Raw genomic sequence first — 24,955 nt, forward strand, 5'->3', positions numbered from 1 at the left:
AGTACCAATCGCTTAGGTAGTCAGATTCCATGAGAATCATTTCGGCTGCTTCAGTGATGTCCATGCGGGTAATCATACATGGCCAAATTATCGTGAAACAGTGACAGGTGGGGTGAAGTTCGCGAGGACTTCGCCCCATCCGCCCTCTTGAAGAGTGAAACTGGCGATGATCTGCCGGATCTCTTCTGGTGCCGGCGCCACGTGTCCTTGGCCCCAATCGCCCATGTGTACGTGCACCCGGGTGCGATCATCCAAAGAAGCAAGGAACGGTTCCATGTGATTATGCACATGGTTATCGGATTCGTTTTGCACGTAGAGGATGTAGTTAGGAACCTGTCCGTCATACCAATCCAGCAGATTGGAATTGAACGAGGTGGCTAGGGCTTCTTCATGCTGTTCCTGCGTTTCCGTTCCGAAAGCGGCCGTGGTGTAGGCCCGCTGATTCGCCATCCCGAAGTTGGCGATGATCGTCTGCGGGTTGATTGCTACCGCAAGTGAGTCTGGGAACAGCTTCGAATAGTAGAGCGCTGCGAACCCGCCAGCGGATGGCCCCCAGAATAGGGTGCGCGTTCCGCCTGCTTGAACCAGTAGCTTGTCAATAATTTTCGGCAGCTGCTTTTGCAAATCTAGTTCACGGGTACCGGCGAACCAGGCGATCTTGTGTTCGAATCCAGCATAGAGGCCCGAGTCGGAGATAAAGATGCGATTGACTGGCCCATCTTGCGTGACCTTAGCGCCAGCGAACATCGGCAATGGGGTCTCTGCCTTGGTAAGAGCAGCGTGGAAAGACACAACCGTCGTTGAGCTATTCGCAGGCGAATAGAGGAGATCGATAGGCAGAGCACCGCTAATCGAAATAATCCCGGGCTTAATGTGTTCTGCGTGAAGGAACTCGCTGAGCGATGCGAACGTTTGTACTGGCTTCTTGTATCGCTCGATGTTTCGACGCGGGTATTCAGTCATGGGTGACAATTTACCGTCTCGATTACCAGACTGGCGAGTATTCGTCCCACGTCCCGTTGCGCATTACCCGATAGGAAGTGCCGGTGGAAGCAGCAATCTCGTGTGCTTTATCCTCGGACTCCACTTCGTACCATTGGCCGTCGCTGTAAATTTCGACTTTTTCACTATCCATTCTTAGATCGTATTTGATCGGAGTCACAATGCCCACCCAAATAAAGCCCAGCAAAAAACGACAAGGGGGTGTACATGCCAGTAATCCCTGAGTTCCTCGGCGGACCGAACGGTTGGCTCGGATACACGGCAGTATTTGTTCTACTGATTGCTTTCTTTTGGAAGCCGGTCAAAGTTATCTGGTCACGGCTCAAAGAATTCGCGGCGTTCCTTGACCAATGGAATGGTAAGCCCGAGCAGAAAGACCGCTCTGGCCAGATAGTGCAACATGCCGAGCCTGGAGTGTCAGCCCGAATCCTCACCCTGGAAGAGAAGACCGAGCGAATCCACCACGAGGTGACACCCAACCATGGCGGATCGATCAAGGATGCCGTGAAGCGCATCGAGGACCGTGGCAACGAAACTGCCTACAAGCTAGCCGAGACCACCGAGAAGCTAGAGGAACACATCATCATCGCCAAAGATTCTGACAGGGCCCAAGAAAAGCTTGTCGAAGATGTTGGCAAGCTGAAATCGAAGTACGCACCAGAAACCTAAGCCGTCCTATGTGGCGGCTTTTATTATTCCCAGGCACGAACGGTGTCTGGGTTTTTCTATGCCCGAAAGGAACGCATCATGTCTGATCGTAACCCGATGGAAGCCATCGACCAGGACAACTACGAGGACCCGAACCCGGAGGAAGTCACGGATCCGAAGCATCAGGACTACGTGGCCCCGGCGAAGGGCATCAAGTCGCTAGGAGGCAAGTAACCATGGCGATCTACAACGGCTACACCGGAGCGAAGTCCTGCACCCAGGGACCAGCACAGGGCGCACTGGGTGCCATGGCTTGGTTCCTGGCCAAGTACAAGGAGCTTGGCGGCCGCAACTCCGGCATCTACAACTGCCGGCCCGTCCGCGGATCCAACAGCACCACCTCGTTACATGGTGAAGGCCGTGCGATGGACTTCGGGCTGCGCTGGTACGACAAGATCGAGATCTTCGAGGAGTTCGCCGAGCAGCTGCGCCTGAACTCCAAGGAGCTCGGCATTCAGTGCATCATCTTCAACCGCAAGATCTTCTCCGGCGGATACAAGAACAAGGGCTGGTATAACTACATCGGCGTGAACCCGCACACCGACCACCTGCACGTGGAGTTCTCTTGGTCGGCTGCGCGCCGAGACAAGGACGACACCATCGAGCTGTGGGAGCGCGAGCTGGGCGGCAAGCTGACCGGCAAGCCAGTCCCAGTCATGTCGCGTCCGAAGGTTAAGGACCAGTCGCCAACCAACGTTCCGAACGGTTCCACGAACTTCCCGGACAACTACGCCGATCTGAAGATCAACGGCAACTTCCTGTCCTGGGAGATCGGTGCCCTGCAGATCCTGCTGGAGAACGTCGTGAACGGTCTCAACAAGCAGTGGGATGGCAAGTTCGAGAAGCTGACCATCACCGACACCATGACGCTGATGCAGCGCAACGGGTACTACCTCAAGACTCCGTTCGCCGCCCGTGGTGCCAAGAAGGGTACCCCGCTCAAGAAGGACGGCGACGACGGTTACTGGTTCTGGGTCGAGTTCCAGCGCATGCTGGCCGATGACCTGGGCCACCGCGGCAAGGTCTACTACGACACCCGCAAGTGGCGCCTCGACGGCAAGCCGTTGAAGGAAACCGGCAAGGCCATCCAGCGATGGTTCAACGACAACAACTAAGGAGACACCATGGCTAAGCATGCAGCCGTCACCACCCAGTCACAGCACCCCTGGCGAGCTACCGTACGCACGATCCTCGCGGTCATCGTCGCACTAGCGGCCATGGCCCCCTCGATCTACACCGCGGCCACGATGGGAAGTCCAGAAGCTGCCACCGGCGCCGCTGCGCTGGCACTGGGTATCGCCGCGGCGATCACCCGCATTATGGCCCTGCCCGGCGTGGAGGCGTTCTTCCAGCGCTTCCTGCCTTGGCTGGCAGCCGGAACCAAGACCGACGAACCACCCGCAGTCAATGTCGAAGGCACCGTGACCCTGGACGAATAGACAGAACCGCCCCATCCTCATAGCGAGGGTGGGGCGGATTTCTGCGTTAAGGCACAATTAGGTTATGACTGAACGGGATCCGCGTTTCGAGCGTATGAGCCGGTACGAACCAGGGCGCAGACCTTACGTGCAAGTTACCTGTCCAGACCTAGGGAAGTACCATGCGCGGGTTATCGGCTGGATCCCAGGGGAAGTGTTCATTGAGTATCCGATCAAGATTCTCGACTACGTGACAACCGGGCAACTCGAAGTCGCGTGGATACCGACCGCCACCGCCATACGCATCCGACGGTCGGACAGCATCTGGCTTTCAAACGAAGACGACCACGACTGGCACCAGACAGAGGACGAGAGAATCAAATACCGGGCAGACCCATGGACCGTCTATCAACAAGAAGCCCGATAGAATTCGCCTTGTGGAAGTAACAGTGAACTACCTGCAAAACGGCGAACCCGGCGCCGTGGCAGTCATCGGCGATGACTACGAAACAGCCCGAGACCAAGCATTCGATTTAGTGCCCGAAGGGGCCGTGCGTCTCAGCATCATGGTGGATCGGGAGCGGTAGGGGAGTTGTGGCGGTTTCGTGGCGGATGGCTACCAGTAGACCGCTGTTTCAGCCTTGATGGGACTGTACTAGCCGGAATTCTTGAGCCGAGCAAAACCGCCGAACTTGACCGGAATCACGCCAAATACAGTGTTCCGGTCAATCCGGCAACTACCAACTGAGTTCTATCCAGCGTAGAATGACAGTGTCTGTCTTGTACCCGTGAAGAACTGAGTGCGTTTAATTGAAGACTCAAAGTGTCGCCGCAGCATCAGTGCCCCGCGCATCGCGTCAGCCTGATGAAAATGCCGGCGATTTTCTGAAGCGCAAGGCCAATGCCTACGTGGCGTTGACGAAGCCTCGCGTAATCGAGTTGCTGCTAGTGAGCACCCTTCCGACCATGATCTTTGCCGAACGGGGTTTCCCCTCCGTCTGGCTCATGATCTCCACCCTTGTTGGTGGAGCTATGGCCGCAGGTGCTTCTGGTGCATTCAACTGCTATATCGATCGCGATATGGATAAGTTGATGAAGCGTACCAAGGGGCGCCCTTTAGTCACTGGGGACCTCACCCCGAGGGAAGCACTGGTCTTCTCTTGGGTATTGGCCATAGCCTCCCTGGTGGTTCTCTGGGTTGGCACCAATCCGCTGACGACCGCCTTGGGCCTGGCTGCAATCCTCCTCTACGTCGTGTTCTACACTTTGATCCTCAAGCGCCGTACCGCTCAGAACATTGTCTGGGGTGGGATCGCCGGCTGCATGCCTGTGCTGATCGCTTGGGCCGCAGTGACCAACACAATTGAATGGCCAGCGATCATCCTGTTCCTGGTGATCTTCCTCTGGACCCCGCCGCATTACTGGCCGCTGTCCATGAAGTATGCGGATGACTACAACGCGGCTTCAGTGCCTATGCTGGGCGCGATCGCCAACGCTCGCCGCGTTTCGGTACAGGTTGTGCTCTACGCTTGGGCCACTGTCGTTTGCTCGATGCTGCTGGTCCCACTGGGTAGCGCAGGAATCGTTTACACCGCAATCGCTGGTGGCGCGGGCATCTGGTTCGTCTACGAATCGCACGTGCTCTACCGCGAAGCGCAGAGCGACCATAAGCCGGCTGAGATCAACCGCAAGGCCATGAAGGTCTTCCATATCTCCATTACCTACTTGTCGATCGTATTCCTGGCCTTGGCCATTGACCCGTTCGTGGGTAGCCCGCTGTTCGGCTAGGTTCAACGCCGCAGCTGAGCGTCGGTTAGCGCCCTTCCTGGAATCCAAATGAAAATGGATTCCAGGAAGGGCGCTTTTCTGCGTTCGAGCGTAGTTGCCCTTCGCATCGGCCAATGCATGCGCACTATGCGTTTAGGCAGAAATTACTCTCATCGAGGGAAATAAGACTAGATCTTGCTATGCAAGTCTTGCTACGCAAGGTATGGTTATCGCATGTCCGATCAACGCGAGAAAATCGCCACGAATATACGCAAGGGCGTCCTTGAGTACTGTGTGCTGGCTTCGTTAGCCAGCGGAGATAAATACGGGTTGGAGCTGGCAGAAGAGCTCACCGCGCGGAAGCTTACCGCCGGCGAGGGGAGCCTGTATCCGTTGCTGGCGCGCATGAAAGCCACTGGGCTGGTAGAAACCTACTGGGAAGAAAGCGCGTCGGGACGCAAACGGAAGTACTACACCATTACCGAGCACGGGCATCTGATGGTTGGCGAGTTCCGCGGGGTATGGGAAGCAATTTCAATGCAAGTCACCGATCTACTTGGAGAGCAACATGGCATCGACAGCTGAGCAGTACAGTGCGGAAGCGTATTTGCGGGAATTGGGGAAGCTCCTGCGCGGTGCTCCAAGGGATATGGGCTTAGAGCTTCTGGAGGATGTGGCGCAGCATATCGAGGATGGCCGAGCCCTAGGCAGGGATGATGACCAGATCCTCGCCGCGCTAGGCAGTCCTGAAACTGTTGCAGCCCCTCTGATGGCCGAGTACGCGGCTCCGCAGGAGCGGGCGATCCTACGCAGGAATAGCTTGGTGCTCGGTGCGGTGGCACTGGTCCTCGGTGTCCTTGTCTCCATCATCGATACGACTCTGGCAGATACCCTGGGTGACCTGATTTTTGGCGCTTCTGTGCCAGAAGGTGAGGGCAGTAGCTACGACTCGATATATGAGCAAGGCGCATTGCAACTGCTGATCTTCGCAATATTCGGACTTGGCGTAGCGGCCACCGCGGTCATGAAGGGAAAAACGGCACGAATCTACGGCTACGCGGCGGCCTTGTGCATGACAGCGCTCGTTGCCGGATTAATTACCAGCAGTGGAATCTTCTATATCCCGTCAATGGTCGCAGCATGGATGCTAGTCGGAATCAATGGGCGTTCGTCCAAATCGGTGAATCGAGAACCGCGTTCGAAATTGATCCGCATCATTGGTGGCACTGCTCTGCTATTGCCAGTCGTGCTCCTGGGAGCCGCATCGTTCACGAGTATCGAGCCGAACGTCGCCGTATACGCATACCTTGCCCTGGGCTTGGCCTGCGGCATCGGGTTCTTGTCCAATTCCCGGATTGCTCTATGGGCTACCTGCGCTAACGGCGCCGCCCTTCTTGCGGTTTCCACCGTGGATCAAGGCCTGCTGCTTGCGGCATTCTGGCTAGCCGGAACAGTCTATTTCTTCTTTGGACTTTATGGTTTGATGTGGTTCACGCGCCGTGGAACGGCCGGGGGACAGCGTTAAGCAACTGGGGGTTGCCTTGCACATCGAGTGCAGGGCAACCCCCAGTCATTTACTCAGGATTCTAGGAATCGTTGCGCTGGTATTCCGGAAGGATGGCAGCCCGATCCCAGACGTTTGCGGAGGCGGCAAGCAGCAAGCTCGCGCCGAGCATGTGGGAGAGTACCAGGGCGACTGGCAGCCCATTGAAATGCTGGATGTAGCCAATTGCTGCCTGGACCGCAATTGCCGCGACAAGCCACCAGATGGCGATACGAAGCTGGATGTTTCCGCCCTGCTTGTAGGCCAGAATCAGCACCACGATGGTTGCGGCAACGAGCAAGTACACCGGAGCAGTATGCATGCGGGTTACCAGCAGCGGATCGAACAAGTGGCGCGGGGCATCGGCATCGCCTGCATGCGGTCCGGTGCCGGTCACGATAGTTCCGAATGCCACTGCGAGCAGGGAGAAGATCCATGCGGCGAAGGAGAGCTGGCGGATCGACTTGCTGCTCTGATCGAACTTGCGGTTCTTCAGTTCCTTGGCGGTGCGGTTCACCTGGAATGTTGCCATGATGACCAGTGCGCCGGAAATCAGGAAGTGCACCGAAACGACCCAAGCGTTCAGTCCGGTCCACACGGTGATGGCTCCGATGAGTGCCTGCAACGCGATGCCGGCGAGCAAGCCGATGGACAGCTTGAACAGGGTGCGGTGGGTAGGGCGCATCTTCCAGATGGAGATCAGGAACGCGACAGCGATGACCAGCAGGACAAAGGTCAGCAGGCGGTTGCCGAACTCGATGATTCCATGGATGCCCATTTCCGGGACAGGGGTCATCGAACCGGGAACGCAATTGGGCCAGTGGGAGCAGCCGAGGCCCGAATTCGTCAAGCGTACGGCTCCACCGGTGACGATAATGCCAATCTGCGAGATCAGGGATGCGATCGCGAGACCATGCACGAGGCGAGTGACCTTCGTGGGCAGTTTATCGGCCCAGCTCTGGGTGGCTTGGGCTGAAGACATTGAAATCTCCCTTTTCGGAATTTGGGTGGTGGTCAGCTCCATTTGAACAGCTTGATGGCTGCAAAGGAGCCAACTGCTGACCAAAGGATCAAGAAGATAAGGCCAGCAATGCTGAACTGGCCGTGGATCAGGGCATCGCGCATGGCATCGCCCAGCGCTGCCGATGGCAGCGCATTCAGGGTTGGCTGGGCCCAATCAGGGGCCATGCTCAAGGGGTAGAGGACACCGCCGGCACCGGCCAGCAGGATCCAGGCAAGGTTGGTGATCGCCAACGTCGCTTCAGGGCGGACGGTGCCGGCAATCAGCAGGCCTAGCGCGGTAAACGCGGCTGCGCCCAAGAGCAGGAAGAGTATAGCCGGAGCAATGCCCCAAGGGTTCGGATGCCAGTCCAGGAACAACAAGGAGACAGAGCAGATTAAGACGACCTGGATCAGCAGGACCGACAGCACGGCAATGACCTTGCCGAAAATCAGTCCGGTTTTCCCCAGCGGCGTAGTGGAGAACATGGTCAGCACGCCATAGCGGCGGTCAAATCCGGTGCCAATTCCCTGCCCGGTGAAAGCCGTCGAAATGACGCACAAGGCCAAGACGCCAGGAACGGCGGCATCAATGCTGCGGTCTGCGACATCCTTGACCAGATCGGTCAGGGTGAGCACGAAGAGCGCAATGAGCGGCATGACAACAGCGAGAATGAGCTGTTCGCCATTGCTGAGCATCTGGATGGATTCGTATTTACCCTGGTTCAGGATTCGGCGCAGTGGCGAGACAGCATTGGAGCGTGCCTGTGTTTGGCTCATGCCCTTCCCTCCTTCTGTGCGATTTCAAGGAAAACGTCTTCGAGGCTTCGTGACTGCAAGTTGAGCTCGGTTGGCAAAATGCCCTCCTGGAGCCACCAATGGGTTAGCCAGTTCAAGTGTTCGGGGGAGTTGACCCCGTCGAGCCGGTATTGGCCGGCTCCGGTCTCCTCCAGGTGCAATCCTGCCGGTGGTTCAGGTAGGCGCAGCCCTGCTGGGGCGGAGAAGGACACCGGGCGGGTGTCCTGGTCTTCGGCAGCGCGGGCCGTCAGCTCGGCCACGGTGCCTTGCGCCACGGTGCAGCCCTTGTCGATGATGTAGACGTAGTCGCTGAGGCGTTGCGCGTCATCCATGAGGTGGGTGGTGAGGATGATGGCCTTTCCTGCATCGCGAAGTTCGGCAATGAGGTCGAAGACTACCTGGCGGGACTGCGGATCCAGCCCAGCACTTGGTTCATCGAGGAAGAGCACTTCCGGATCTCCGGCCAGCGCCAGGGCCAAGGCGACGCGCTGCTTCTGGCCACCAGAGAGACGGCGGATCGTGCGGGTGCCAAATGATTCGAGATCCAACCGTGTGATCAACGCATCAATATCAATGGGCTTCTGATAGAGGGAAGCGACGTGCCTCAAGAGCGGAACCGGTCGCATTGAGGGTGGCAACCCTCCGTCTTGGAGCATGACTCCGACGCGGGAACGCAATTCGGGATTGTCGCCGAAGGGGTTCTGGCCCAGGAGTTCGACGGTGCCGCCTTCGGGCTGAAGCAGCCCCTGGGCACAAGCGAGGGTCGTGGATTTGCCGGCTCCGTTAGCTCCTAAAAGCGTGGTGACCTGACCCGGATAAGCTTTTAGGGACACCGACTCCAGGACTCGCAACATGCGATTGTCCAAGGCGGGGACTGGACCTAAATCTTTAGCCAGCTCGTTGATGACAAGGCTGGGAGTTACAGAAGACACTGAAACATTCTACGACATGTCGAACTGGCTGAGCTGAGTGTTTTGTCACCAACCCTCGAGTTCCGTTGAGGTGGGCGGGACAATGGGAGTGTCAGAGGTTCGATTCAAGTAACGCACTAGTCGGGCAAGCATGTCCTTAGTAAGTCCTTCCTTACTAGACCTAGAGCAAAAATTTACGCATGATTGTGTTGTGTATTCATCAAATTCAGAATCAGCTAGTGGCTCCACTGCCGCGACAGTTGGCGCAGTTGGGGATACCGAGGAGCGTACGCGCGACCGCGTCCTGTACGCAGTACTCGAGGACGGGCCGGTCAGTGCTGCCGAGCTTGGAAGCAAGCTGGGCTTCACGCCTGCTGCGGTCCGCCGTCACCTCGACGCGCTCTCAAAATCGGGACTCGTAGAGGTGAAACTGGTAGCCAACCAGAAAACCGGTGCTGGACGTCCGTCGCGTCGCTACGTGCTGTCGCACCGCGGGCAGACGAAGTTGGGCAACGATTACCTGGAGATTGCTTCCGACGCATTGAAGATGCTCGGCGATGCGGCCGGAGAGGACGCGATTCGCAAGTTTGCGCGTAACCGCTTCGCATCAATGGAAGACCGATACGCCAAGGCGCTGGTCGGCGTTGAAGGGCTGGAAGCACGAGCCGAGGTGCTGGGCAATTTGCTCAGTGCAGATGGATTCGTGGGATACACCCGAAAAGTGGATACCAAAGTGGCAACTGCCCTGATGCATAGCGTGCAGCTATGCCAGGGACACTGCCCGATACAAGACTTGGCACGAGAGTTTCCAGTGTTTTGCGACATGGAAACGGAAATGTTCGCCCGCTTGCTAGGCGTCGACGTCCGACGACTGTCGACCTTGGCCGGTGGAGGACACGTGTGCACGACCCACATCCCTGTGGGGCGTGAAAAGGCGCCAATGCGCGCTGAGAAAAGAACTCGAATTCAGTTCACGAAGCAGGAGAGGCCGCGATGACGGATCAGATTGCACAGGAGTCTGCCGACCCGGGTGTAATTTCCGAAATTCTGGAGAAGAACCCCGAACTCCACGGAATCGGCAATTACGAATACGGCTGGTCAGACAAGAACGACGCGGGTGCAAATGCGCGCCGTGGCGTCGACAAGGACGTAGTGGCGAATATTTCCGCCCTGAAGTCCGAGCCAGAATGGATGCTGGAGCGTCGCCAGAAGGCACTGAAGTACTTCAATCGCAAGCCAATGCCTACCTGGGGTCCAGACCTCTCGGGTATTGATTTCGACAACATCAAGTACTTCGTGCGTTCCACCGAGAAGCAGGCGACCTCCTGGGAAGAACTTCCAGAAGACATCAAGAACACCTACGACAAGTTGGGTATTCCAGAGGCTGAAAAGCAGCGTCTGGTGTCCGGCGTTGCCGCCCAGTACGAGTCCGAGGTTGTCTACCACCAGCTGCGTGAAGACCTTGAAGCCCAGGGCGTCATCTTCCTTGACACCGACACTGGACTGAAGGAGCACCCGGAGATCTTCCAGGAGTACTTCGGCTCGGTCATTCCAGCGGGCGACAACAAGTTCGCTTCGCTGAACACTGCCGTGTGGTCCGGCGGCTCGTTCGTGTACGTCCCGAAGGGCGTACATGTGGAGATCCCGCTGCAGGCTTACTTCCGCATCAACACGGAAAACATGGGCCAGTTCGAACGCACCCTGATCATCGCTGATGAGGGCTCCTACGTTCACTATATCGAGGGTTGCACCGCACCGATCTACCAGTCGGATTCGCTGCACTCTGCCGTTGTGGAAATCATCGTGAAGAAGGACGCCCGCGTTCGCTACACCACGATCCAGAACTGGTCGAACAACGTCTACAACCTGGTGACCAAGCGTGCCGTCTGCGAAGAAGGCGCCACCATGGAATGGGTCGATGGCAACATCGGCTCGAAGGTCACCATGAAGTACCCAGCCGTTTACCTCGTTGGCGAACGCGCCAAGGGTGAGACCCTGTCCATCGCCTTCGCCGGCGAGGGCCAGCACCAGGACACCGGATCCAAGATGGTCCACATCGCTCCGAACACCTCTTCGGCCATTGTGGCCAAGTCGGTGGCTCGTAACGGTGGCCGCTCGGCTTACCGCGGCCTGGTCCAGGTCCAGGAAGGCGCCAAGGGCACCAAGAACTCGGTGGTCTGCGACGCGTTGCTGGTCGACCAGATCTCGCGTTCGGATACCTACCCGTACATCGACGTCCGCGAGGACGACGTAACCATGGGCCACGAGGCGACCGTCTCGCGCGTTTCCGAAGAGCAGCTGTTCTACCTGATGTCCCGCGGCATGGCCGAGGACGAGGCCATGGCAATGATCGTGCGCGGCTTCGTTGAGCCAATCGCACGCGAGCTGCCTATGGAGTACGCGCTGGAACTGAACCGCCTTATTGAACTTCAGATGGAAGGATCGGTCGGCTAAGAATGTCGGAGACCACCACCCATATCCCAGCAGAGAAGGCGCGCATCGGCGCACCATCGATTCCTGGTTTCACCGAAGAGGGCGAAGACCTTTCGCCGATCAACGACAACGACAGCTCGCCGCTGGCCGGTGCCTCCACCAAGGCGCACAGCCACGGCGGCGGAGTTGGAGTTCCCGATTCATCGCGTGCCGGTCGACTGACCAGCACCAATGTAGATGACTTCGCCAAGCTGACCGGTCGTGAAGAGGACTGGCGCTTCACCCCGCTCAAGCGCCTGAAGGGCCTGCACAGCGATGACCTCACCGGCGCGGCTCCGAAGATAGAGCTCGCCGGCAACGGAATCGCCAAGCTGTCGGTTGTTCCGGCTGGCGACGCGCTGAACGGTGTTGCGCATACCCCGGATGACCGCGTGTCGGCCAACGCTTGGAAGTTCGCTTCCGAGACCCACGTTGTGACGATCCCGAAGAACGCCGAAGGTGCCAACGCAACCCTGCGCATCACCGGCGAGTCGCCGGCAGCGGCGGCTCAGCACCTCATCGTTGTTGCCGAGGAAAATTCCGAGGCTACTGTTGTGCTGGACCACGTCGGTTCGGCAGTGCTGGCACAGAACGTCGAGTTCGACGTCCAGGCCAACGCCCGCTTGACCGTGATCTCCCTGCAGGCTTGGGAAGATGACGCCGTTCACGCTTCCTCGCAGCAGGCGCTGGTAGCTGCTGGCGCTTCGTTCAAGCACATTGTTGTTTCCTTCGGTGGCGACCTGGTTCGCGTGAACCCGTCGGCTCGCTTCACCGGCGAACGCGCTGAGATCGAGCTCTACGGCTTGTACTTCGCAGATGCCGGCCAGCACCTGGAGCACCGCTTGTTCGTTGACCACGCTGTGGCCAACTGCAAGTCGAACGTGCTGTACAAGGGTGCGCTGCAGGGCAAGGACGCACACACCGTGTGGGTTGGCGATGTGCTGATCCAGAAGGCTGCTGTTGGTACCGACTCCTACGAAGCCAACCGCAACCTGGTTCTGACCGATGGCGCCCGCGCTGATTCGGTTCCGAACCTTGAAATCGAAACCGGTCTGATCGATGGTGCTGGCCACGCATCGACCACCGGCCGCTTCGACGATGAGCACCTCTTCTACCTGATGGCTCGCGGCATCGATGAAAAGACCGCACGCCGCTTGGTAGTTCGCGGATTCCTGAACGAAATCGTTCAGCAGATCGGCGATGAGGCTCTGCAGGAGCGACTGACCGACACCATCGAAGAAGAATTGGCTGCTACCGAGAACTAGGTAGTGCTCGCTTCACCAGCTTTTTAGCCTTAGCGCTTTTTAGAAAGAAACGGAACGACGTATGTCTACTCTGGAAATCAAGGACCTGCACGTCTCGATTGACACCGAGCAGGGCGAGAAGGAAATTCTCAAGGGTGTAACCCTGACCATCAAGACCGGCGAAACCCACGCAATCATGGGCCCTAACGGCTCGGGCAAGTCGACCTTGGCTTCGACCATCGCTGGCCACCCGCGCTACAACGTCACCTCCGGCTCCATCACCCTCGATGGTGAAGATGTCCTGGAGATGAGCGTCGACGAGCGCGCCAAGGCTGGCCTGTTCCTGGCTATGCAGTACCCGGTAGAGGTACCAGGCGTAACCATGACCAACTTCCTGCGTACCGCCAAGACCGCCATCGACGGCGAAGCTCCAAAGCTTCGTACTTGGACCAAGGACGTCAAGGAAGCTATGAGCAAGCTGAAGATCGATGCCGACTTCGCTGGCCGTAACGTCAACGAAGGCTTCTCCGGTGGCGAGAAGAAGCGCGTCGAGATCCTGCAGCTGGAACTGTTCAAGCCCAAGTTCGCAGTGCTGGACGAGACCGACTCCGGCCTGGACGTCGACGCTCTGAAGGTTGTCTCCGAGGGCGTTAACCGCGCACAGGACGAGAACGAAATGGGCACCCTGCTCATCACCCACTACACCCGCATCCTGCGCTACATCAAGCCAGAATTCGTGCACGTGTTCGTGGATGGCCGAGTTGCAGAACAGGGCGGCCCGGAACTGGCTGACCGTCTGGAAGAAGAAGGCTACGACCGTTACCTGAACGTCAAGGCCTAAGGTTACAATCATGAGCGAATCGACCGAACAGAGCACGGGAGCCGCTACGACTCCTCTGGAAGACGTTGAGGAAGCGCTCAAGGACGTCATTGACCCTGAACTGGGTGTCAATATTGTCGACCTGGGTTTGCTGTATGGCCTGAAGTACGCAGAAGACGGCGTACTCTTGCTGGACCTCACACTGACAACCGCCGCTTGCCCGCTCACCGATATTATCGAAGAGCAGGTCGGCCAGGCGCTGGAGAGCGTTGTGGACGACCACCGTTTGAACTGGGTCTGGATGCCGCCTTGGGGTCCAGAACGAATCACCGATGACGGTCGCGATCAGATGCGAGCCCTGGGCTTCAACATCTAATTTAGGCTGTTTCAAGCAGAACCGCTTGCTCCCTACGGGGGTGAGCGGTTCTGTTCGTTAACGCCCGAGGGGCCTGCATTCCTTCTGGTATCTCGTGGAAGAGCCGAAAGGGAAAGGGGTACCCGGGGCAGAATCGGGGAGCAGCGCATGTCCGAAGCCGCAAATGGTGCACATGAGAGCGCAACGTGGCCGATCGCAGAAATCGACGAAGCACCCAAGGACGTGAATGACCTCGAGCTGGGAGTCAACATTGTTGGCCTGGGCCTGCTTTACGGACGGTGTTTCGACGGCGATTCAGTCCTGGAAATCGACTTGACGTTGACGACGCCTGCCTGCCCGCTGACCGATCTACTCGAAGCGCAGATTGATGAAGTGCTGAAGAACCTTGTCGACGGCCGGAATCAGATGCAGGCCTTGGGGTTCAACATCTAGGCCAATGCCCCAAGGGCTCAATGCGGTACTGACTCGAAAGCAAACGCGCTTCCGGTGCCACCCGCGGCGGCCATGAGCGCGATCGCCCTTTGCCCAGGTATCCGAGCCTGGTTGGCCTGCCAGAACAGCCGAGTCGCAAGAATCGCGCCGCTAGCACCGTAGGGGTGTCCCAACGCCAAGGCCCCGCCACCTTGGTTCACCGTCACCTCGGTGATCCCTAGCTCATCGAGGCATGCCAGGGCCTGGACCGCAAAGGCTTCGTTGAACTCGATCAGTGGAGTGCTGGAAGCAGCAGCGGATGGCAGCAGGCCGATGAGCTTGCGGTACGCCGGTACCGCCGCCATGCCGAGAATGCTGGGATCGCAAGCACCTGAAGCAGAAGCAAGGTAGCGCATTGCGAAGGTTGGGTTCAGTCTCTGGCGCATTTGTTCGCTCACCAAGATTACCGCAGCTGCACCATCGTTAATCGGGCAGGAGTTTCCCGCAGTCACGGTGCCACCGGGTACGAATGCCGGCTTGAGCGCAGCGAGCTTGCGAAGTGTCAGTCCGGGCCTGGGGCAGGTGTCGGCCGCTACTTGCCCGTTGCTTGTATCCACGGTGACAAGCTCGCGATCAAAGAGTCCAGCCGCTTGAGCGCGCAGCGCACGCTGGTGGCTCTGCAATGCGAAAGAATCTTGCCGCTCTTGTGCAATGCCGTAGGACTGGGCAATATTCTCCGCAGCTTCGCCCATTTCGGGGTCCGGGTCTCGCTTTGGAGTGAATCGGGCACGCGAGTAGAGGCGCGGAGGCTGGATTACGGAGGTTTGCTTTTCAACCCGCCATGGCGCGGTACTCACCGACTCCACGCCACCGGCCACCACGACATGCGCTTCACCGCAACGTATCATCCGCGCAGCGGCGGCAATTGCGTCCAGTCCACTGGCACATTGGGCATCGATGCTGGTCGCGCTGACGGTCTTGGGCAGCACCGACGCCAAAGCAGACACTCGCGCTATATTTCCGCCCGGTCCCGCCGCATTGCCGGCAAATACGTGGTCTACATCCGCAGGGGAGATGCCGCTTCGATCTATTAGCGCGTTGATCACCCGAGCCAGCAGTTGGTCTGCGGTAATGCGGGAATACTCCTTGCCTGCTCTGACGATGGGCGTGCGTGCTGCATTGATAATGAAGGCGTCATTCATCTGAGCCAGTCGCTCCGTTCAATGTCCAGATCCTGGAAGTCCAAAGCCGAGGCATTCAATTTTCCGCTGAAGGTCTCGGGCCACGATCGCAAGTAGATGATTTGGTGCGGGATCTTGTACTGGGGCAAATGCTTCTGCAGGCCTGTGAGAAGAGCGGACGGATTGCGGGGTGGCGAAACCGTGTAGGCCAGCAACCTGGCTGGTGCGCTCGATGCATCGATCCGCACTACGGCATTGGCCAGCCCCTCGGCATTAAGCGCTGCGCCCACTTCGCCCGGGTGGATATTGTTTCCGTTGAGATTCATCATCCCGTCGTTGCGACGGGACAGGACGATGCGATTTGAACCCAGGAGCTTCGCCTGATCACCAATGCCGATTGCTGTGCCGCACCGAGCGATGACAGAGTCCGAGCTAAGGTCGTACCCCTTGGCGTTGAACGGGCTATCGATATAGAGCGAGCCAAAGCCTGAACCCGGCGTTGCCTCATGGGTGTGAGCCTGCACCCCGGGAAACAGCTGACCGTCGAAATAGGGAGTTCGCGGATGGTTGGCCAGTCGCTCGCGATACGCGATGAGGCTGTGCTCGCTGCTCCCGAAATATTCAACGCAGCGCGCCGACGGAGCCATCTGGTGAAGCGCTTGAACGGTCGCCTGGTCCAGGGATTCCCCGCCGCTGATGACCAATCGCAGGCTGGAGAACAGTGCCGGGTCATCCAGGGCCAGCACCTTGCCAAGAATTGTCGGTACGCTGACGATACGGGTGCAGCTGACGCGCGCCAGCAAAGACGCAACGCCCTTTTGATCCCATTTTCCGGAAGCCATGAAGGTGCCGCCAGTATGCAGGGACTCGACCATCGCGTAGAGGCCCAGACCGTGGGAAATGGGACTCGGGCAAAGAGTGGAATCCTCTGGCGAAGCGCCCAAAATCGTGGCGCCGGCACTCAGGGACGCTTCCCACGATGCAGCACTCCGGAGCACAGGCTTGGGACGCGATGAGCTTCCAGAAGTGCAAATGATCAGCAGGACTTCAGCGCAATGAGTCTTGGTCGCGGGCACAATGTATTCACCGGGCTCGGGTGGCTCGGGCGGCAAGGCGAATCTTGGGACGCCGGGCAAAGGCCGCGGAACCGTCGATTCAAGCACAAAATCGCATAGAAGAACTGCTGCCATGGAAGTGGCCAGATTTCCGGGCCAAGCAGGGTCAATCACCACCAATGTCTTGCCACTGCGCGCGATCGCATAAAAAGCGATGGCCATCTCAATCGGATCGCTGGTGTGCACAGCGATCCGATTGCCTGGAACGGATTCTAGCCGCTTGGCCAGAGCACCGCTTCTGCTGGCCAACTGCGCATAAGTCAGCCGGCTTTCAACCGTGAGCAGGGCAAGATGATCCGGTCGTTGATTGGCCCACCTTGCCAGTGCCTGCCACAGTTCCATCGAGCTACTTCATCAACCCGCGGTAGCTACGGTGCACGGTCAGGGCCACCAGGGTGGCGACTACGGCTTTGAGGACGTCCCCGGGCAGGAATCCGAGAGACCCCAGCAAGGATGTGCCCAGAGCAAGCCCGGTAACAGCAGCGGTCCACGGAACGCCAAACAGATAGATGACGACGATTCCGCCAAGGAGAGCCGAGGCCAGTCCGGACATGAATCGGGCGACCTTGTTTTCGTAGCGCAGAACCCAGTATTTGAAGAGGGCTCCAATAACGAGTGACCCGAAAATCCATCCAATGAGATATCCGCCGGTCGGCCCGAACAGGACTCCAAGCCCACCACGCCCACCAGCCAACAAGGGCAGCCCTGCCAAAGACAGGACTACGACAACCAGTGAGGCCAATGAACCTCGCCAAGGTCCCAATAAGGCGCCGGCCAGCATGACACCCAGGGTTTGCAGGGTAATGGGTACCGGGATGATCCCCAATGTAATAGGGGGAAGGAGCCCCATGGCCGCGATCATGGCGGCAAAGACTGCGACGTATACCGTATTGCGAGTTTGCGAAGTTGAGTCGGTGCGAGTTGGCATTGTGTTTCCTTGGAAGTGCGAGCGAGATGGAAGTAGCTGACGCGCTTAGCGTCGGTAAGGTGCTGAATCGTAGCCGCGGGCGTCTAACGCTTCGGCTGTCTCGTCAGCGATTTTTAGTGATCTGATAACTAATGGGACACTCACGGCCAACGGATTGTTGCCCAGACCCCGAGCATGCTGGGCTTCGCGAACTTCGAGGTATACCTTTTTCAATTCCGGAATGAACCGTATTGTCATGGACAATCCCAATGCGATTTGCGCTGGATTAGCTCCAAGGAATCGTAATGGAGAGGCAACCTGTTGGAAGAGCTCGAGCATCGCGTCAAAGCTTGTGGTGAGGCTGACGGCGTAGGCCATCAGGCACATGGTCAGCAGCCGCAGGACCGAGACCACGGCGTTGGCCCAATCGGTTTGCAGGGCGAGAAGAATGAAGACGATGCCGAGAATCATGGCCAATGAGAACAGTGGCATGCGCAGTTGCTTGAGGTCGACCCTAGCCGAAAGCAGCAGTATCGCACTGAGAATGAACAGGGGCAGCAAGACCTGCCACGAGCTAATCAAGTAAAGCCCGATGCTCAGAACCAGCAATGTTCCGAATTTCCATCCCGGCTTAACACGCGCTAGATACGAAGTATTCTTGGCCGCGATCATGCGTGGCTCCATTGGCGGTAATGGGCGATTGCTTCTTCCGGTCGGCCATCGAATGCGATAGCTCCGTCGGTGACCACGAGAACGCGGTCGAAATCTTCAAGTATTTCCAAATCGTGCGTCACCACAATTGCACGTTGCGCCAGCTTGGCTATTTCGCGTTGGAACGCGAGTCGATTGCGCAGATCCAGCATCGTAGTGGGTTCATCGAAAACAATGGTTCGTGGCCGCATGGCAAGGACGGAAGCGAGTGCGACCATTTGCTGCTCGCCGCCGGAAAGAGTGTGGCTTTCGCGATCTGCCAGATGCGAGATGTTGAGCTCTGCCAGTGTCTCATGCACGCGCAATTGGCGCTCTGCTTTGGGAATTTGCAAATTCTTCAGTCCGAACGCAATGTCTTCAGAGACCAGCGGCATGATGATTTGATTTGCTGGATTCTGGAAGACAAAACCAACATCGCGGCGGATCTGCTTTGCATGATTCCGAGTGTTCAGGTCGCCAACGTGCACGGATCCTTCAGTAGGCAAAACGAGGCCATTGATGAGCCGGGAGAGCGTACTCTTCCCAGCACCGTTTGCCCCGATAATGCCGATGCGCTGTTCGTTGAGAGTCAATCGCACATCTTTGAGGACATCGCGCTCTTCAAAGCGGACAGTGACATTCTCAAATCGAATTGGGGGTAGTTCCACGAGTGCTCCAGCGCAAGGTTCGTAGCTTGAACGGCGGGCTCCATGATCGGACAGCCATTCATGCTTGCGTTACAGATGACCGAAGAGCCATCGATTAAGAGCATACTTGATCACCGTTCAATTGTCTTGATCAGTGTTCAATAAATTCTTATGCAACGAAGAATTGTTCGTAGACCAAGCCCAGGGCCAAGAGGATCATTATGGTTCCGGAGCACATGGTTACGATGCGTGCCGCCATGGGCCGGGAGCGAAGCAGCACCCTGGCAGCCAATGCAACGGAGAAGTACACGAGGATCGATACCGCGAAATGAGTAAGCCCAAGAGCGCCGGTTTGCAGGGAGAGCGGAAGATCCAGGGATGAATCCAGGTACTGCGGGATGAGGGCCACATACAGCAGTAGTGCCTTGGGGTTAGTGCCGCTGGTGAGCAGGCCCTTGAGGAATTGGCCGCGTAGCGATCGATGACGGACCTTGTCCAACAGCGCGACGGTGCTATCGGTAGGTTCGGGATTGCTCCGAGGGTAATCGCCATCGAGTGCTTCAATTTCGGAGGTAGATGGAGCATTGGCATCAAAGAACCTGGCGTTCCTGCAGGAACGCAGGGTCGCAATGCCTAGCCACAGCAGATAGACCGATCCGGCTGCCGTGAGCCAGAGGAGAAGTGACGGGGAACTCGCGACCAGGGCCGCAATTCCGCACACCAGCAATGCAGTATGAACCAGGTATCCCGAGAGCAATCCCCATACGGCTGGGCGATAGCTGGTTTTGCCCAGTGCAGAGGAAATGATGTACGCCCAGTCGGCGCCGGGCGTGCACGCCAACGTCACCGATACCAAGAGGAACCCGGTGAACTGCGAGAGATCCATTGCTTCTCCAAATCTAGAAACCTGTGCTCTGATAACAGTAAGGAAAAAATCGTGAAATGTGCTTGCCGATTCTTTGGGGATACCCGGCCCTTCGGCAAGAAAAAATTGCTCTGGCGTTAAATGGCGCAAATTATTTGTGCTGTAGTCTGATTTCATGGATGAACTAGACCGTGCGATCTTGGCCGAGTTGCAGAATGACGGACGGATGAGCGCTACCGCGGTAGCTGCAAAAGTTGGGCTATCGGTGGCTCCCTGTCATCGCCGGATCAAAGATCTTGAGCGCAGGGGAGTCATCAGCGGCTACCAAGCGGTGATTGACCCGGAGAAGGTTGGACTGGGATTCGAGGCCCTGGTTTTCGTCACGTTGAAAGACAGAGCGCAGCTTAAGCATTTTGAATTAGCAGTAGAGAGGGAAGAGCTAATAGTTGATGCGCAGCGCCTTTTCGGCGAGCCAGACTTCCTATTGCGAGTCTTTGCCAAGGATCTGCCGCATTACCAGCGTGTATACGACGAGGTCCTAGTTGATCTACCGGGCGTGGAAAAATTGACGAGCACCATAGTCATGCGAAACATCAAGGAGCGTGCGGTTCTGCCCGTCTAGGACGTCTTGTCGGACGGCTTCCGGTTGCGGGTTACCGCCGGCGTCAAGGACAACGAAATAATCAGAACTACCGCGCAAATCCATAAGGCCTGAGGCAACTTCAAGGTATCGACGACGAAACCAATAAATGGTGGACCGCCAAGCATTGCTCCATATCCAAACGCACTGACGATGCTCACCGCTTTTGGACCCAGGCGTTCTCCGCGGGAAGCAGCGATGCTCATGCCCAAGGGGAAGCCGAGCGAGCTACCGAGGCCCCACAATGCTGCACCGAGGCCTACTAGGGAGGGACTTGTGCCGGTGATGAACAAGCCGACGCCGAGAAGGCCGATAATTCCCATGATCAGGAGTGTATTTTTCGTGCCGAAGCGGTCCACAAGGCGACCGCCGACAAAGCGTCCCAGCGTCATTGCTGCGACGAACAAGGTGAACATGAGCGCGCCAATTTGATGCTTGAAACCGTGCCCGTCAACCGAAGTAACGGCAATCCAATCATTGGCCGCACCCTCGCTGAAACTTAAACCGGCGACCATTATGCCAAGCAGCAGCAAGAGTCCCATTTTGTGCGTTGATTGAATTCGGTTCTGGGGGACATCCTTGTTGATTGGAACCAAATTTTCGTTTTCCCAGCAGGTAATACCTCGATGGGCAACGTAAGCGAGAAGAAGAATGATGACCGCGACAAACGAGAAGTGCCAAAGGCTCGAGATATTCAAGGAAATGGTTGCTGTTGCCACCCCGGCGCCAATTAGGGTTCCCAGGCTGAAGAACCCATGAAGGGAAGGCATGATGCTGCGGCCGACACGACGTTCAACCTGTGCGCCGCTGACGTTCATCATGATGTCCAAACAGCCAAAAGTAAGCCCGTAAAAGAACAGGGCTACGTAGGCAAGAGTGGCTTCCTCGGTTATCGAAATGGCTATGCCCAGTACGACCAAACATGCTGCTAATCCGATGGGCAAACAGCACAACAGGCGGCGTGTTGGAACGAATTTGCTCACCGACGGAATAAGGGAGATTCCGAGCAAAGTTCCGATGGTGCTGCAAATCAAGAACGATCCGAGGTTCAAGCCAGAGAAATCGAAAACAGCGTCGATAATGGAGAGGCGGCCTGCCCAAGTCGCAAAAGATAATCCTGCAAGAAGGAATATTAGATTGATGCTGGTGCGTTCCGTGATTCTCTGTCGCGCGAGGTGGGCGACCAGTTGGGTCATCGGGCACTGTCCCTTTCGATTTCTACAATTCCTAGAGTTTATCTCAAATTAGGGGGATAAGTTACTGTTCAGTCGGGATTCTGAGTGATTATGCGCCGCTGCACGGCTCACGATCATGACATTCACAGATTCGACGGCCGGACCAGGAAGAGAAACGGTGGTGAAGAACGAAAGTTCTCGCTAGTCAGCAGATTTCTTTGCGGAAAATACGGGTATGGTGGCATTGCCCACCGGGAAGTACGCTCGAGATGAAAACTCGTAAATTTCTTGCGTGCAGAGGTGGGATCGTGAAGTTGAGTTCCGAACAATGCGGAGTGATCATCGTGGGTGCTGGATTGGCCGGGCTGGTTGCAGCGTCCGAGGCACTTGATGCAGGACTGAGAGTCCGAATCCTGGATCAGGAAAACAGGGGTAATCTCGGCGGCCAGGCTTACTGGTCTTTTGGGGGACTGTTTCTCGTTGATACTCCTGAACAGCGCCGCTTGGGAGTTCGTGATTCTTTTGACCTTGCCTGGTCGGATTGGCAGCATAGTGCACAATTTGACCGGTTGGACGATGAGGACCTGTGGGCGCAACGTTGGGCCAAAGCCTACGTGGAGTTCGCAGCTACTGAAAAACGGTCCTGGATCAAGCAAAAAGGCATAGATCTGACTCCAGTTGTGGGCTGGGCAGAGCGCGGCGATGGTCGCGCCGAAGGGCATGGGAATTCTGTACCCAGATTTCACATCGCCTGGGGAACTGGCACCGGGGTATCGATGCCATTTGTGAATAGGGTGCTCGACGGACTGCAAACGGGACATGCCGAGTTGCTCAACCGCCACAGGGTTACTGGATTGGTGACCACTGACGGTTCAGTTACCGGCGTTCGCGGTGAGGTCTTGTCGCCTGATGACGCTCCACGCGGGCAACAGTCGTCAAGAAACGTGGTTTCGGAGTTCGAGTTTTCGGCTGAAGCAGTGGTGATTGCAACCGGGGGAATAGGCGGAAATCAGGACCTGGTTCGGAAACTCTGGCCCGACAGGCTCGGCATCGCGCCGGGGCGCATGATTACCGGCGTTCCGAATTATGTTGACGGCAGCGGCATTGAACTCTCGCAGGAGGTGGGGGCGCGTCTTGTTAACCGCGATCGAATGTGGCATTACACAGAGGGAATCCAGAATTGGAACCCAATTTGGCCCGCTCATGGAATTAGAATTTTGCCCGGTCCAAGCCCGATGTGGTTCGATGCCGAAGGGAACCGCCTTCGTCCTCCTTGCCTTCCGGGGCACGACACTTTGGGCACGTTGAAATACCTGCGCACCGATCCCACTGCGCGAAAGTACGACTATTCATGGTTCGTGCTAAATCAGCGAATTATCGAGAAGGAGTTTGCGCTGTCAGGGTCGGAGCAAAATCCAGATCTGACTAATCGGGATAAAGCCGGAGTTATCAAGGACCGGTTCTTTGGCAAGGGTGCTCCGGGGCCGGTCACGGATTTCTTGAACAAAGGTGCGGATTTCGTTTCAGCGACTACCGTCGAGGAGCTCGTGACGAAGATGAATGCAATCGCGCCGGAAGCACATATTGATCCGATGCGGCTTCACCAGCAACTAATGGTTCGTGATTCGCAAACTGAAAATCCATTTAGCAAAGATCGCCAAATTCAATCTATCCGCAATGCCCGAAAGTACATCGGAGACCGTTTGACCCGAGCAGTTGCTCCGCACAGGATACTCGATCCTGCGGCGGGGCCATTGATAGCTGTGAAGCTGCACATTCTGACGCGAAAGTCATTAGGCGGACTGCAGACAGACCTATCTGGGCGAGTCCTCAAATACGACGGAACAGTTCTTGACGGGCTTTATGCGGCCGGTGAAGCTTCTGGATTCGGGGGCGGCGGGATGCATGGGTACAACGCGCTGGAAGGAACTTTCTTGGGCGGGTGCTTATTTAGTGGCCGGCAAATAGGACGAGGGCTGGCTGACAGGCTCGGCCGGAAAGGGCCTCAAGCTAGAAATGAGGCCTAACACTGGTCAAATTCCTAGATCTGGATAGATGCGAAAACCGCCGTTCACTTGTATTACCAAGTGAACGGCGGTTTATTTCGTACCCCCGGCCGGATTCGAACCGGCGACCTAGAGATTAGAAGGCTCTTGCTCTATCCAGCTGAGCTACGGAGGCATAACCGAAAATAGTTTAGCTCATTGATCACCAAAAATACGACTTGAGGCCGATAGGCTGGAGAAACGAATGTAGATCATCATCTGATTAGGAGTAGTTAAGTTGCCGAAATTGAGAATCGGTAGCGTGTTGAGCATCGTGTGCTTCTGTGTGCTAAGCGTGGTTTTAGCTTGGGCCGTAGCGTTGCCGCTTTGGATGGGAGAAGGCATAAATGATGCCAAGCTTCCAGGAATCGCCATGGCAATGATGTTTACCCCGACCATCGCTGCTCTAGTGATTGCCATTGTCGAACGCCGGCTAACGAGCTTCACCTCCGAGGTTGGGCTCTGGCCAATCAAGCGTCCGGGGAAGTTTGCCATCGCACTGGTGCTGTCCTATGTGATTCCGCTCGGGCTCATACTTCAAGCGCCCTTCATCGGAACATGGCTAGGGGTCTTCCCTGGTGATCTGCAGAATTTCACCGTACTGCGCGTTGTCTCCGGCCAGGAAGGCCCGACAATCTACCTTCTCGGACAGGCGGGGTTGATAGTTGTCGCTGGCCTCATGAATTCCTTGTTTGCTTTAGGAGAGGAGATTGGTTGGCGGGGATGGCTTTGGATTCGCCTGCAGCCTTATGGGCAACTTGTATCAATTCTTGTATCCGGCGTCGTCTGGGGGATCTGGCATGCACCATTGGTGCTTCTGGGCTACAACTATCCGATGGCTACGGGCGCGTGGGGAGTCATGGCTATGTGCGGCATGTGTACCGTATTTGGCGCCTTCCTTGGCTGGTTGCGTACCTACAGTGATTCCGTATGGCCAGCGGCTTTGGCGCATGGAGCCTTCAACGCCAGCGTGGGATTGGTTTCACTGTTTATGGTGATGGGAGTTCCTTTGGACGCAACAAAAGCATCAATCATGGGTTGGTCCGGCTGGATCTTGCCAGGAATCGTCATAGCCGCCATGCTATTGAAAGGCGCATTCAAACCTCAATGGGCTAAAGATTTATCCACAGGCCGTTGACTTTGCGTCCGACCGGATCTTGCGGTGCGCCATCATCGGATTCAATGGCAGAAAAGGCTTCTGCCATTTGTATCCAATAGGAG

At 57.0% G+C, this 24,955-nt stretch carries 30 protein-coding genes and 1 tRNA gene; 18 read left to right on the forward strand and 13 right to left on the reverse strand.

The features are described 5' to 3' along the window. Window positions 1-87: 87 nt before the first annotated feature. Both ACIOJF_RS03850 and ACIOJF_RS03855 read right to left on the reverse strand, forming a co-directional pair. Entirely contained in the window at window positions 88-963 is an 876-nt protein-coding gene (locus tag ACIOJF_RS03850; RefSeq protein WP_402741263.1) for a hypothetical protein, read from the reverse strand. Window positions 964-985: 22 nt separating this feature from the next. Next, window positions 986-1,135, reverse strand: coding sequence for a hypothetical protein (locus tag ACIOJF_RS03855; protein ID WP_402741264.1), 150 nt, complete (start codon window positions 1,133-1,135; stop codon window positions 986-988). A 74-nt stretch (window positions 1,136-1,209) separates the two neighbouring features. On the opposite strand from ACIOJF_RS03855, the gene ACIOJF_RS03860 reads away from it, so the two are divergent. The 9 genes from ACIOJF_RS03860 to ACIOJF_RS03900 all read left to right on the forward strand — a co-directional run bounded on the left by ACIOJF_RS03860 (window position 1,210) and on the right by ACIOJF_RS03900 (window position 6,420). Further along, the gene (locus ACIOJF_RS03860) at window positions 1,210-1,671 is read left to right on the forward strand and encodes a hypothetical protein (protein WP_402741265.1); all 462 of its coding nucleotides are present in this window, start codon (window positions 1,210-1,212) and stop codon (window positions 1,669-1,671) included. 78 nt (window positions 1,672-1,749) lie between these two features. After that, window positions 1,750-1,884, forward strand: coding sequence for a hypothetical protein (locus ACIOJF_RS03865; RefSeq protein WP_402741266.1), 135 nt, complete (start codon window positions 1,750-1,752; stop codon window positions 1,882-1,884). 2 nt (window positions 1,885-1,886) lie between these two features. Next, entirely contained in the window at window positions 1,887-2,825 is a 939-nt protein-coding gene (locus ACIOJF_RS03870) for a hypothetical protein (RefSeq protein WP_402741267.1), read from the forward strand. Between the two features lie 9 nt (window positions 2,826-2,834). Next, a complete protein-coding gene (locus tag ACIOJF_RS03875) occupies window positions 2,835-3,149 on the forward strand; it encodes a hypothetical protein (protein ID WP_402741268.1) in 315 nt (104 codons plus the stop codon). A 64-nt stretch (window positions 3,150-3,213) separates the two neighbouring features. Next, window positions 3,214-3,555: a hypothetical protein gene (locus tag ACIOJF_RS03880; protein WP_402741269.1), complete on the forward strand. Its 342-nt coding sequence runs from the start codon at window positions 3,214-3,216 to the stop codon at window positions 3,553-3,555. Between the two features lie 10 nt (window positions 3,556-3,565). Continuing rightward, on the forward strand, window positions 3,566-3,715 hold the full coding sequence (locus ACIOJF_RS03885; RefSeq protein ID WP_402741270.1) for a hypothetical protein: 150 nt from the start codon (window positions 3,566-3,568) through the stop codon (window positions 3,713-3,715). Window positions 3,716-3,968: 253 nt separating this feature from the next. Beyond that, window positions 3,969-4,916, forward strand: a complete 948-nt coding sequence (locus ACIOJF_RS03890) for a heme o synthase (protein ID WP_105656652.1) — start codon at window positions 3,969-3,971, stop codon at window positions 4,914-4,916. 213 nt (window positions 4,917-5,129) lie between these two features. Next, on the forward strand, window positions 5,130-5,480 hold the full coding sequence (locus ACIOJF_RS03895) for a PadR family transcriptional regulator (protein ID WP_332594701.1): 351 nt from the start codon (window positions 5,130-5,132) through the stop codon (window positions 5,478-5,480). Next, window positions 5,464-6,420 carry an HAAS signaling domain-containing protein gene (locus ACIOJF_RS03900; protein ID WP_332727184.1) on the forward strand — a complete coding sequence of 319 codons (957 nt, stop codon included), beginning with the start codon at window positions 5,464-5,466 and terminating at the stop codon, window positions 6,418-6,420. Before ACIOJF_RS03895 ends, ACIOJF_RS03900 begins: the two co-directional genes overlap by 17 nt. Window positions 6,421-6,481: 61 nt before the next feature. Here ACIOJF_RS03900 and ACIOJF_RS03905 read toward each other — a convergent pair whose 3' ends face one another. The 3 genes from ACIOJF_RS03905 to ACIOJF_RS03915 are packed head-to-tail and all read right to left on the reverse strand — an operon-like array spanning window position 6,482 to window position 9,167. After that, a complete protein-coding gene (locus ACIOJF_RS03905) occupies window positions 6,482-7,420 on the reverse strand; it encodes a heme A synthase (RefSeq protein ID WP_105656845.1) in 939 nt (312 codons plus the stop codon). A gap of 32 nt (window positions 7,421-7,452) precedes the next feature. Continuing rightward, on the reverse strand, window positions 7,453-8,217 hold the full coding sequence (locus ACIOJF_RS03910) for an ABC transporter permease (protein WP_105656649.1): 765 nt from the start codon (window positions 8,215-8,217) through the stop codon (window positions 7,453-7,455). After that, a complete protein-coding gene (locus tag ACIOJF_RS03915; protein ID WP_133834196.1) occupies window positions 8,214-9,167 on the reverse strand; it encodes an ABC transporter ATP-binding protein in 954 nt (317 codons plus the stop codon). The genes ACIOJF_RS03910 and ACIOJF_RS03915 overlap by 4 nt, the downstream gene beginning before the upstream one ends. Window positions 9,168-9,357: 190 nt before the next feature. Between ACIOJF_RS03915 and ACIOJF_RS03920 the strand changes: the two genes are divergently transcribed. The 6 genes from ACIOJF_RS03920 to ACIOJF_RS03945 all read left to right on the forward strand — a co-directional run bounded on the left by ACIOJF_RS03920 (window position 9,358) and on the right by ACIOJF_RS03945 (window position 14,490). Further along, the gene (locus ACIOJF_RS03920) at window positions 9,358-10,143 is read left to right on the forward strand and encodes a metalloregulator ArsR/SmtB family transcription factor (RefSeq protein ID WP_105656647.1); all 786 of its coding nucleotides are present in this window, start codon (window positions 9,358-9,360) and stop codon (window positions 10,141-10,143) included. Next, window positions 10,140-11,600 carry a Fe-S cluster assembly protein SufB gene (gene sufB / locus ACIOJF_RS03925; RefSeq protein WP_105656646.1) on the forward strand — a complete coding sequence of 487 codons (1,461 nt, stop codon included), beginning with the start codon at window positions 10,140-10,142 and terminating at the stop codon, window positions 11,598-11,600. Before ACIOJF_RS03920 ends, sufB begins: the two co-directional genes overlap by 4 nt. A gap of 2 nt (window positions 11,601-11,602) precedes the next feature. Next, on the forward strand, window positions 11,603-12,883 hold the full coding sequence (gene sufD / locus ACIOJF_RS03930; protein WP_105656645.1) for a Fe-S cluster assembly protein SufD: 1,281 nt from the start codon (window positions 11,603-11,605) through the stop codon (window positions 12,881-12,883). A 61-nt stretch (window positions 12,884-12,944) separates the two neighbouring features. Continuing rightward, window positions 12,945-13,703 (forward strand): Fe-S cluster assembly ATPase SufC, encoded by a 759-nt coding sequence (sufC, locus tag ACIOJF_RS03935; RefSeq protein ID WP_105656644.1) that lies wholly within the window; start codon window positions 12,945-12,947, stop codon window positions 13,701-13,703. Between the two features lie 10 nt (window positions 13,704-13,713). Continuing rightward, a complete protein-coding gene (locus ACIOJF_RS03940) occupies window positions 13,714-14,058 on the forward strand; it encodes a metal-sulfur cluster assembly factor (protein ID WP_105656643.1) in 345 nt (114 codons plus the stop codon). 147 nt (window positions 14,059-14,205) lie between these two features. Next, the gene (locus tag ACIOJF_RS03945; protein WP_105656642.1) at window positions 14,206-14,490 is read left to right on the forward strand and encodes a metal-sulfur cluster assembly factor; all 285 of its coding nucleotides are present in this window, start codon (window positions 14,206-14,208) and stop codon (window positions 14,488-14,490) included. Between the two features lie 17 nt (window positions 14,491-14,507). Here ACIOJF_RS03945 and ACIOJF_RS03950 read toward each other — a convergent pair whose 3' ends face one another. The 6 genes from ACIOJF_RS03950 to ACIOJF_RS03975 form a co-directional block, all read right to left on the reverse strand. Further along, the gene (locus ACIOJF_RS03950) at window positions 14,508-15,671 is read right to left on the reverse strand and encodes a thiolase family protein (protein ID WP_105656641.1); all 1,164 of its coding nucleotides are present in this window, start codon (window positions 15,669-15,671) and stop codon (window positions 14,508-14,510) included. Then, on the reverse strand, window positions 15,668-17,107 hold the full coding sequence (locus ACIOJF_RS03955) for a class I adenylate-forming enzyme family protein (RefSeq protein ID WP_105656640.1): 1,440 nt from the start codon (window positions 17,105-17,107) through the stop codon (window positions 15,668-15,670). Before ACIOJF_RS03955 ends, ACIOJF_RS03950 begins: the two co-directional genes overlap by 4 nt. Window positions 17,108-17,111: 4 nt before the next feature. After that, window positions 17,112-17,693, reverse strand: a complete 582-nt coding sequence (locus ACIOJF_RS03960) for a biotin transporter BioY (protein WP_105656639.1) — start codon at window positions 17,691-17,693, stop codon at window positions 17,112-17,114. Between the two features lie 45 nt (window positions 17,694-17,738). Further along, window positions 17,739-18,344 (reverse strand): energy-coupling factor transporter transmembrane protein EcfT, encoded by a 606-nt coding sequence (locus ACIOJF_RS03965; RefSeq protein WP_166650789.1) that lies wholly within the window; start codon window positions 18,342-18,344, stop codon window positions 17,739-17,741. After that, window positions 18,341-19,030 carry an energy-coupling factor ABC transporter ATP-binding protein gene (locus ACIOJF_RS03970; RefSeq protein ID WP_105656637.1) on the reverse strand — a complete coding sequence of 230 codons (690 nt, stop codon included), beginning with the start codon at window positions 19,028-19,030 and terminating at the stop codon, window positions 18,341-18,343. Before ACIOJF_RS03970 ends, ACIOJF_RS03965 begins: the two co-directional genes overlap by 4 nt. Window positions 19,031-19,178: 148 nt before the next feature. After that, complete coding sequence (locus tag ACIOJF_RS03975; RefSeq protein ID WP_105661450.1) at window positions 19,179-19,895, reverse strand: LysE family translocator; 717 nt, start codon at window positions 19,893-19,895, stop codon at window positions 19,179-19,181. Window positions 19,896-20,049: 154 nt separating this feature from the next. Between ACIOJF_RS03975 and ACIOJF_RS03980 the strand changes: the two genes are divergently transcribed. Beyond that, window positions 20,050-20,496: an Lrp/AsnC family transcriptional regulator gene (locus ACIOJF_RS03980; RefSeq protein WP_105659214.1), complete on the forward strand. Its 447-nt coding sequence runs from the start codon at window positions 20,050-20,052 to the stop codon at window positions 20,494-20,496. On the opposite strand, the gene ACIOJF_RS03985 is transcribed toward ACIOJF_RS03980, so the two are convergent. Continuing rightward, window positions 20,493-21,710 carry an MFS transporter gene (locus ACIOJF_RS03985; RefSeq protein ID WP_105659215.1) on the reverse strand — a complete coding sequence of 406 codons (1,218 nt, stop codon included), beginning with the start codon at window positions 21,708-21,710 and terminating at the stop codon, window positions 20,493-20,495. The two genes, ACIOJF_RS03980 and ACIOJF_RS03985, sit on opposite strands and share 4 nt — an antisense overlap. A 293-nt stretch (window positions 21,711-22,003) precedes the next feature. Here ACIOJF_RS03985 and ACIOJF_RS03990 point away from each other — a divergent pair, with 293 nt between their 5' ends. Beyond that, window positions 22,004-23,716 (forward strand): FAD-binding dehydrogenase, encoded by a 1,713-nt coding sequence (locus ACIOJF_RS03990; protein ID WP_286134578.1) that lies wholly within the window; start codon window positions 22,004-22,006, stop codon window positions 23,714-23,716. 80 nt (window positions 23,717-23,796) lie between these two features. On the opposite strand, the gene ACIOJF_RS03995 is transcribed toward ACIOJF_RS03990, so the two are convergent. Beyond that, window positions 23,797-23,870 (reverse strand) — tRNA-Arg (locus tag ACIOJF_RS03995). A 126-nt stretch (window positions 23,871-23,996) separates the two neighbouring features. On the opposite strand from ACIOJF_RS03995, the gene ACIOJF_RS04000 reads away from it, so the two are divergent. Beyond that, complete coding sequence (locus tag ACIOJF_RS04000) at window positions 23,997-24,872, forward strand: CPBP family intramembrane glutamic endopeptidase (protein ID WP_133834188.1); 876 nt, start codon at window positions 23,997-23,999, stop codon at window positions 24,870-24,872. Window positions 24,873-24,955 lie beyond the last annotated feature (83 nt).

It is taken from the genome of Glutamicibacter sp. NPDC087831, assembly GCF_044742845.1.
Classification (GTDB): Bacteria; Actinomycetota; Actinomycetes; order Actinomycetales; family Micrococcaceae; genus Glutamicibacter.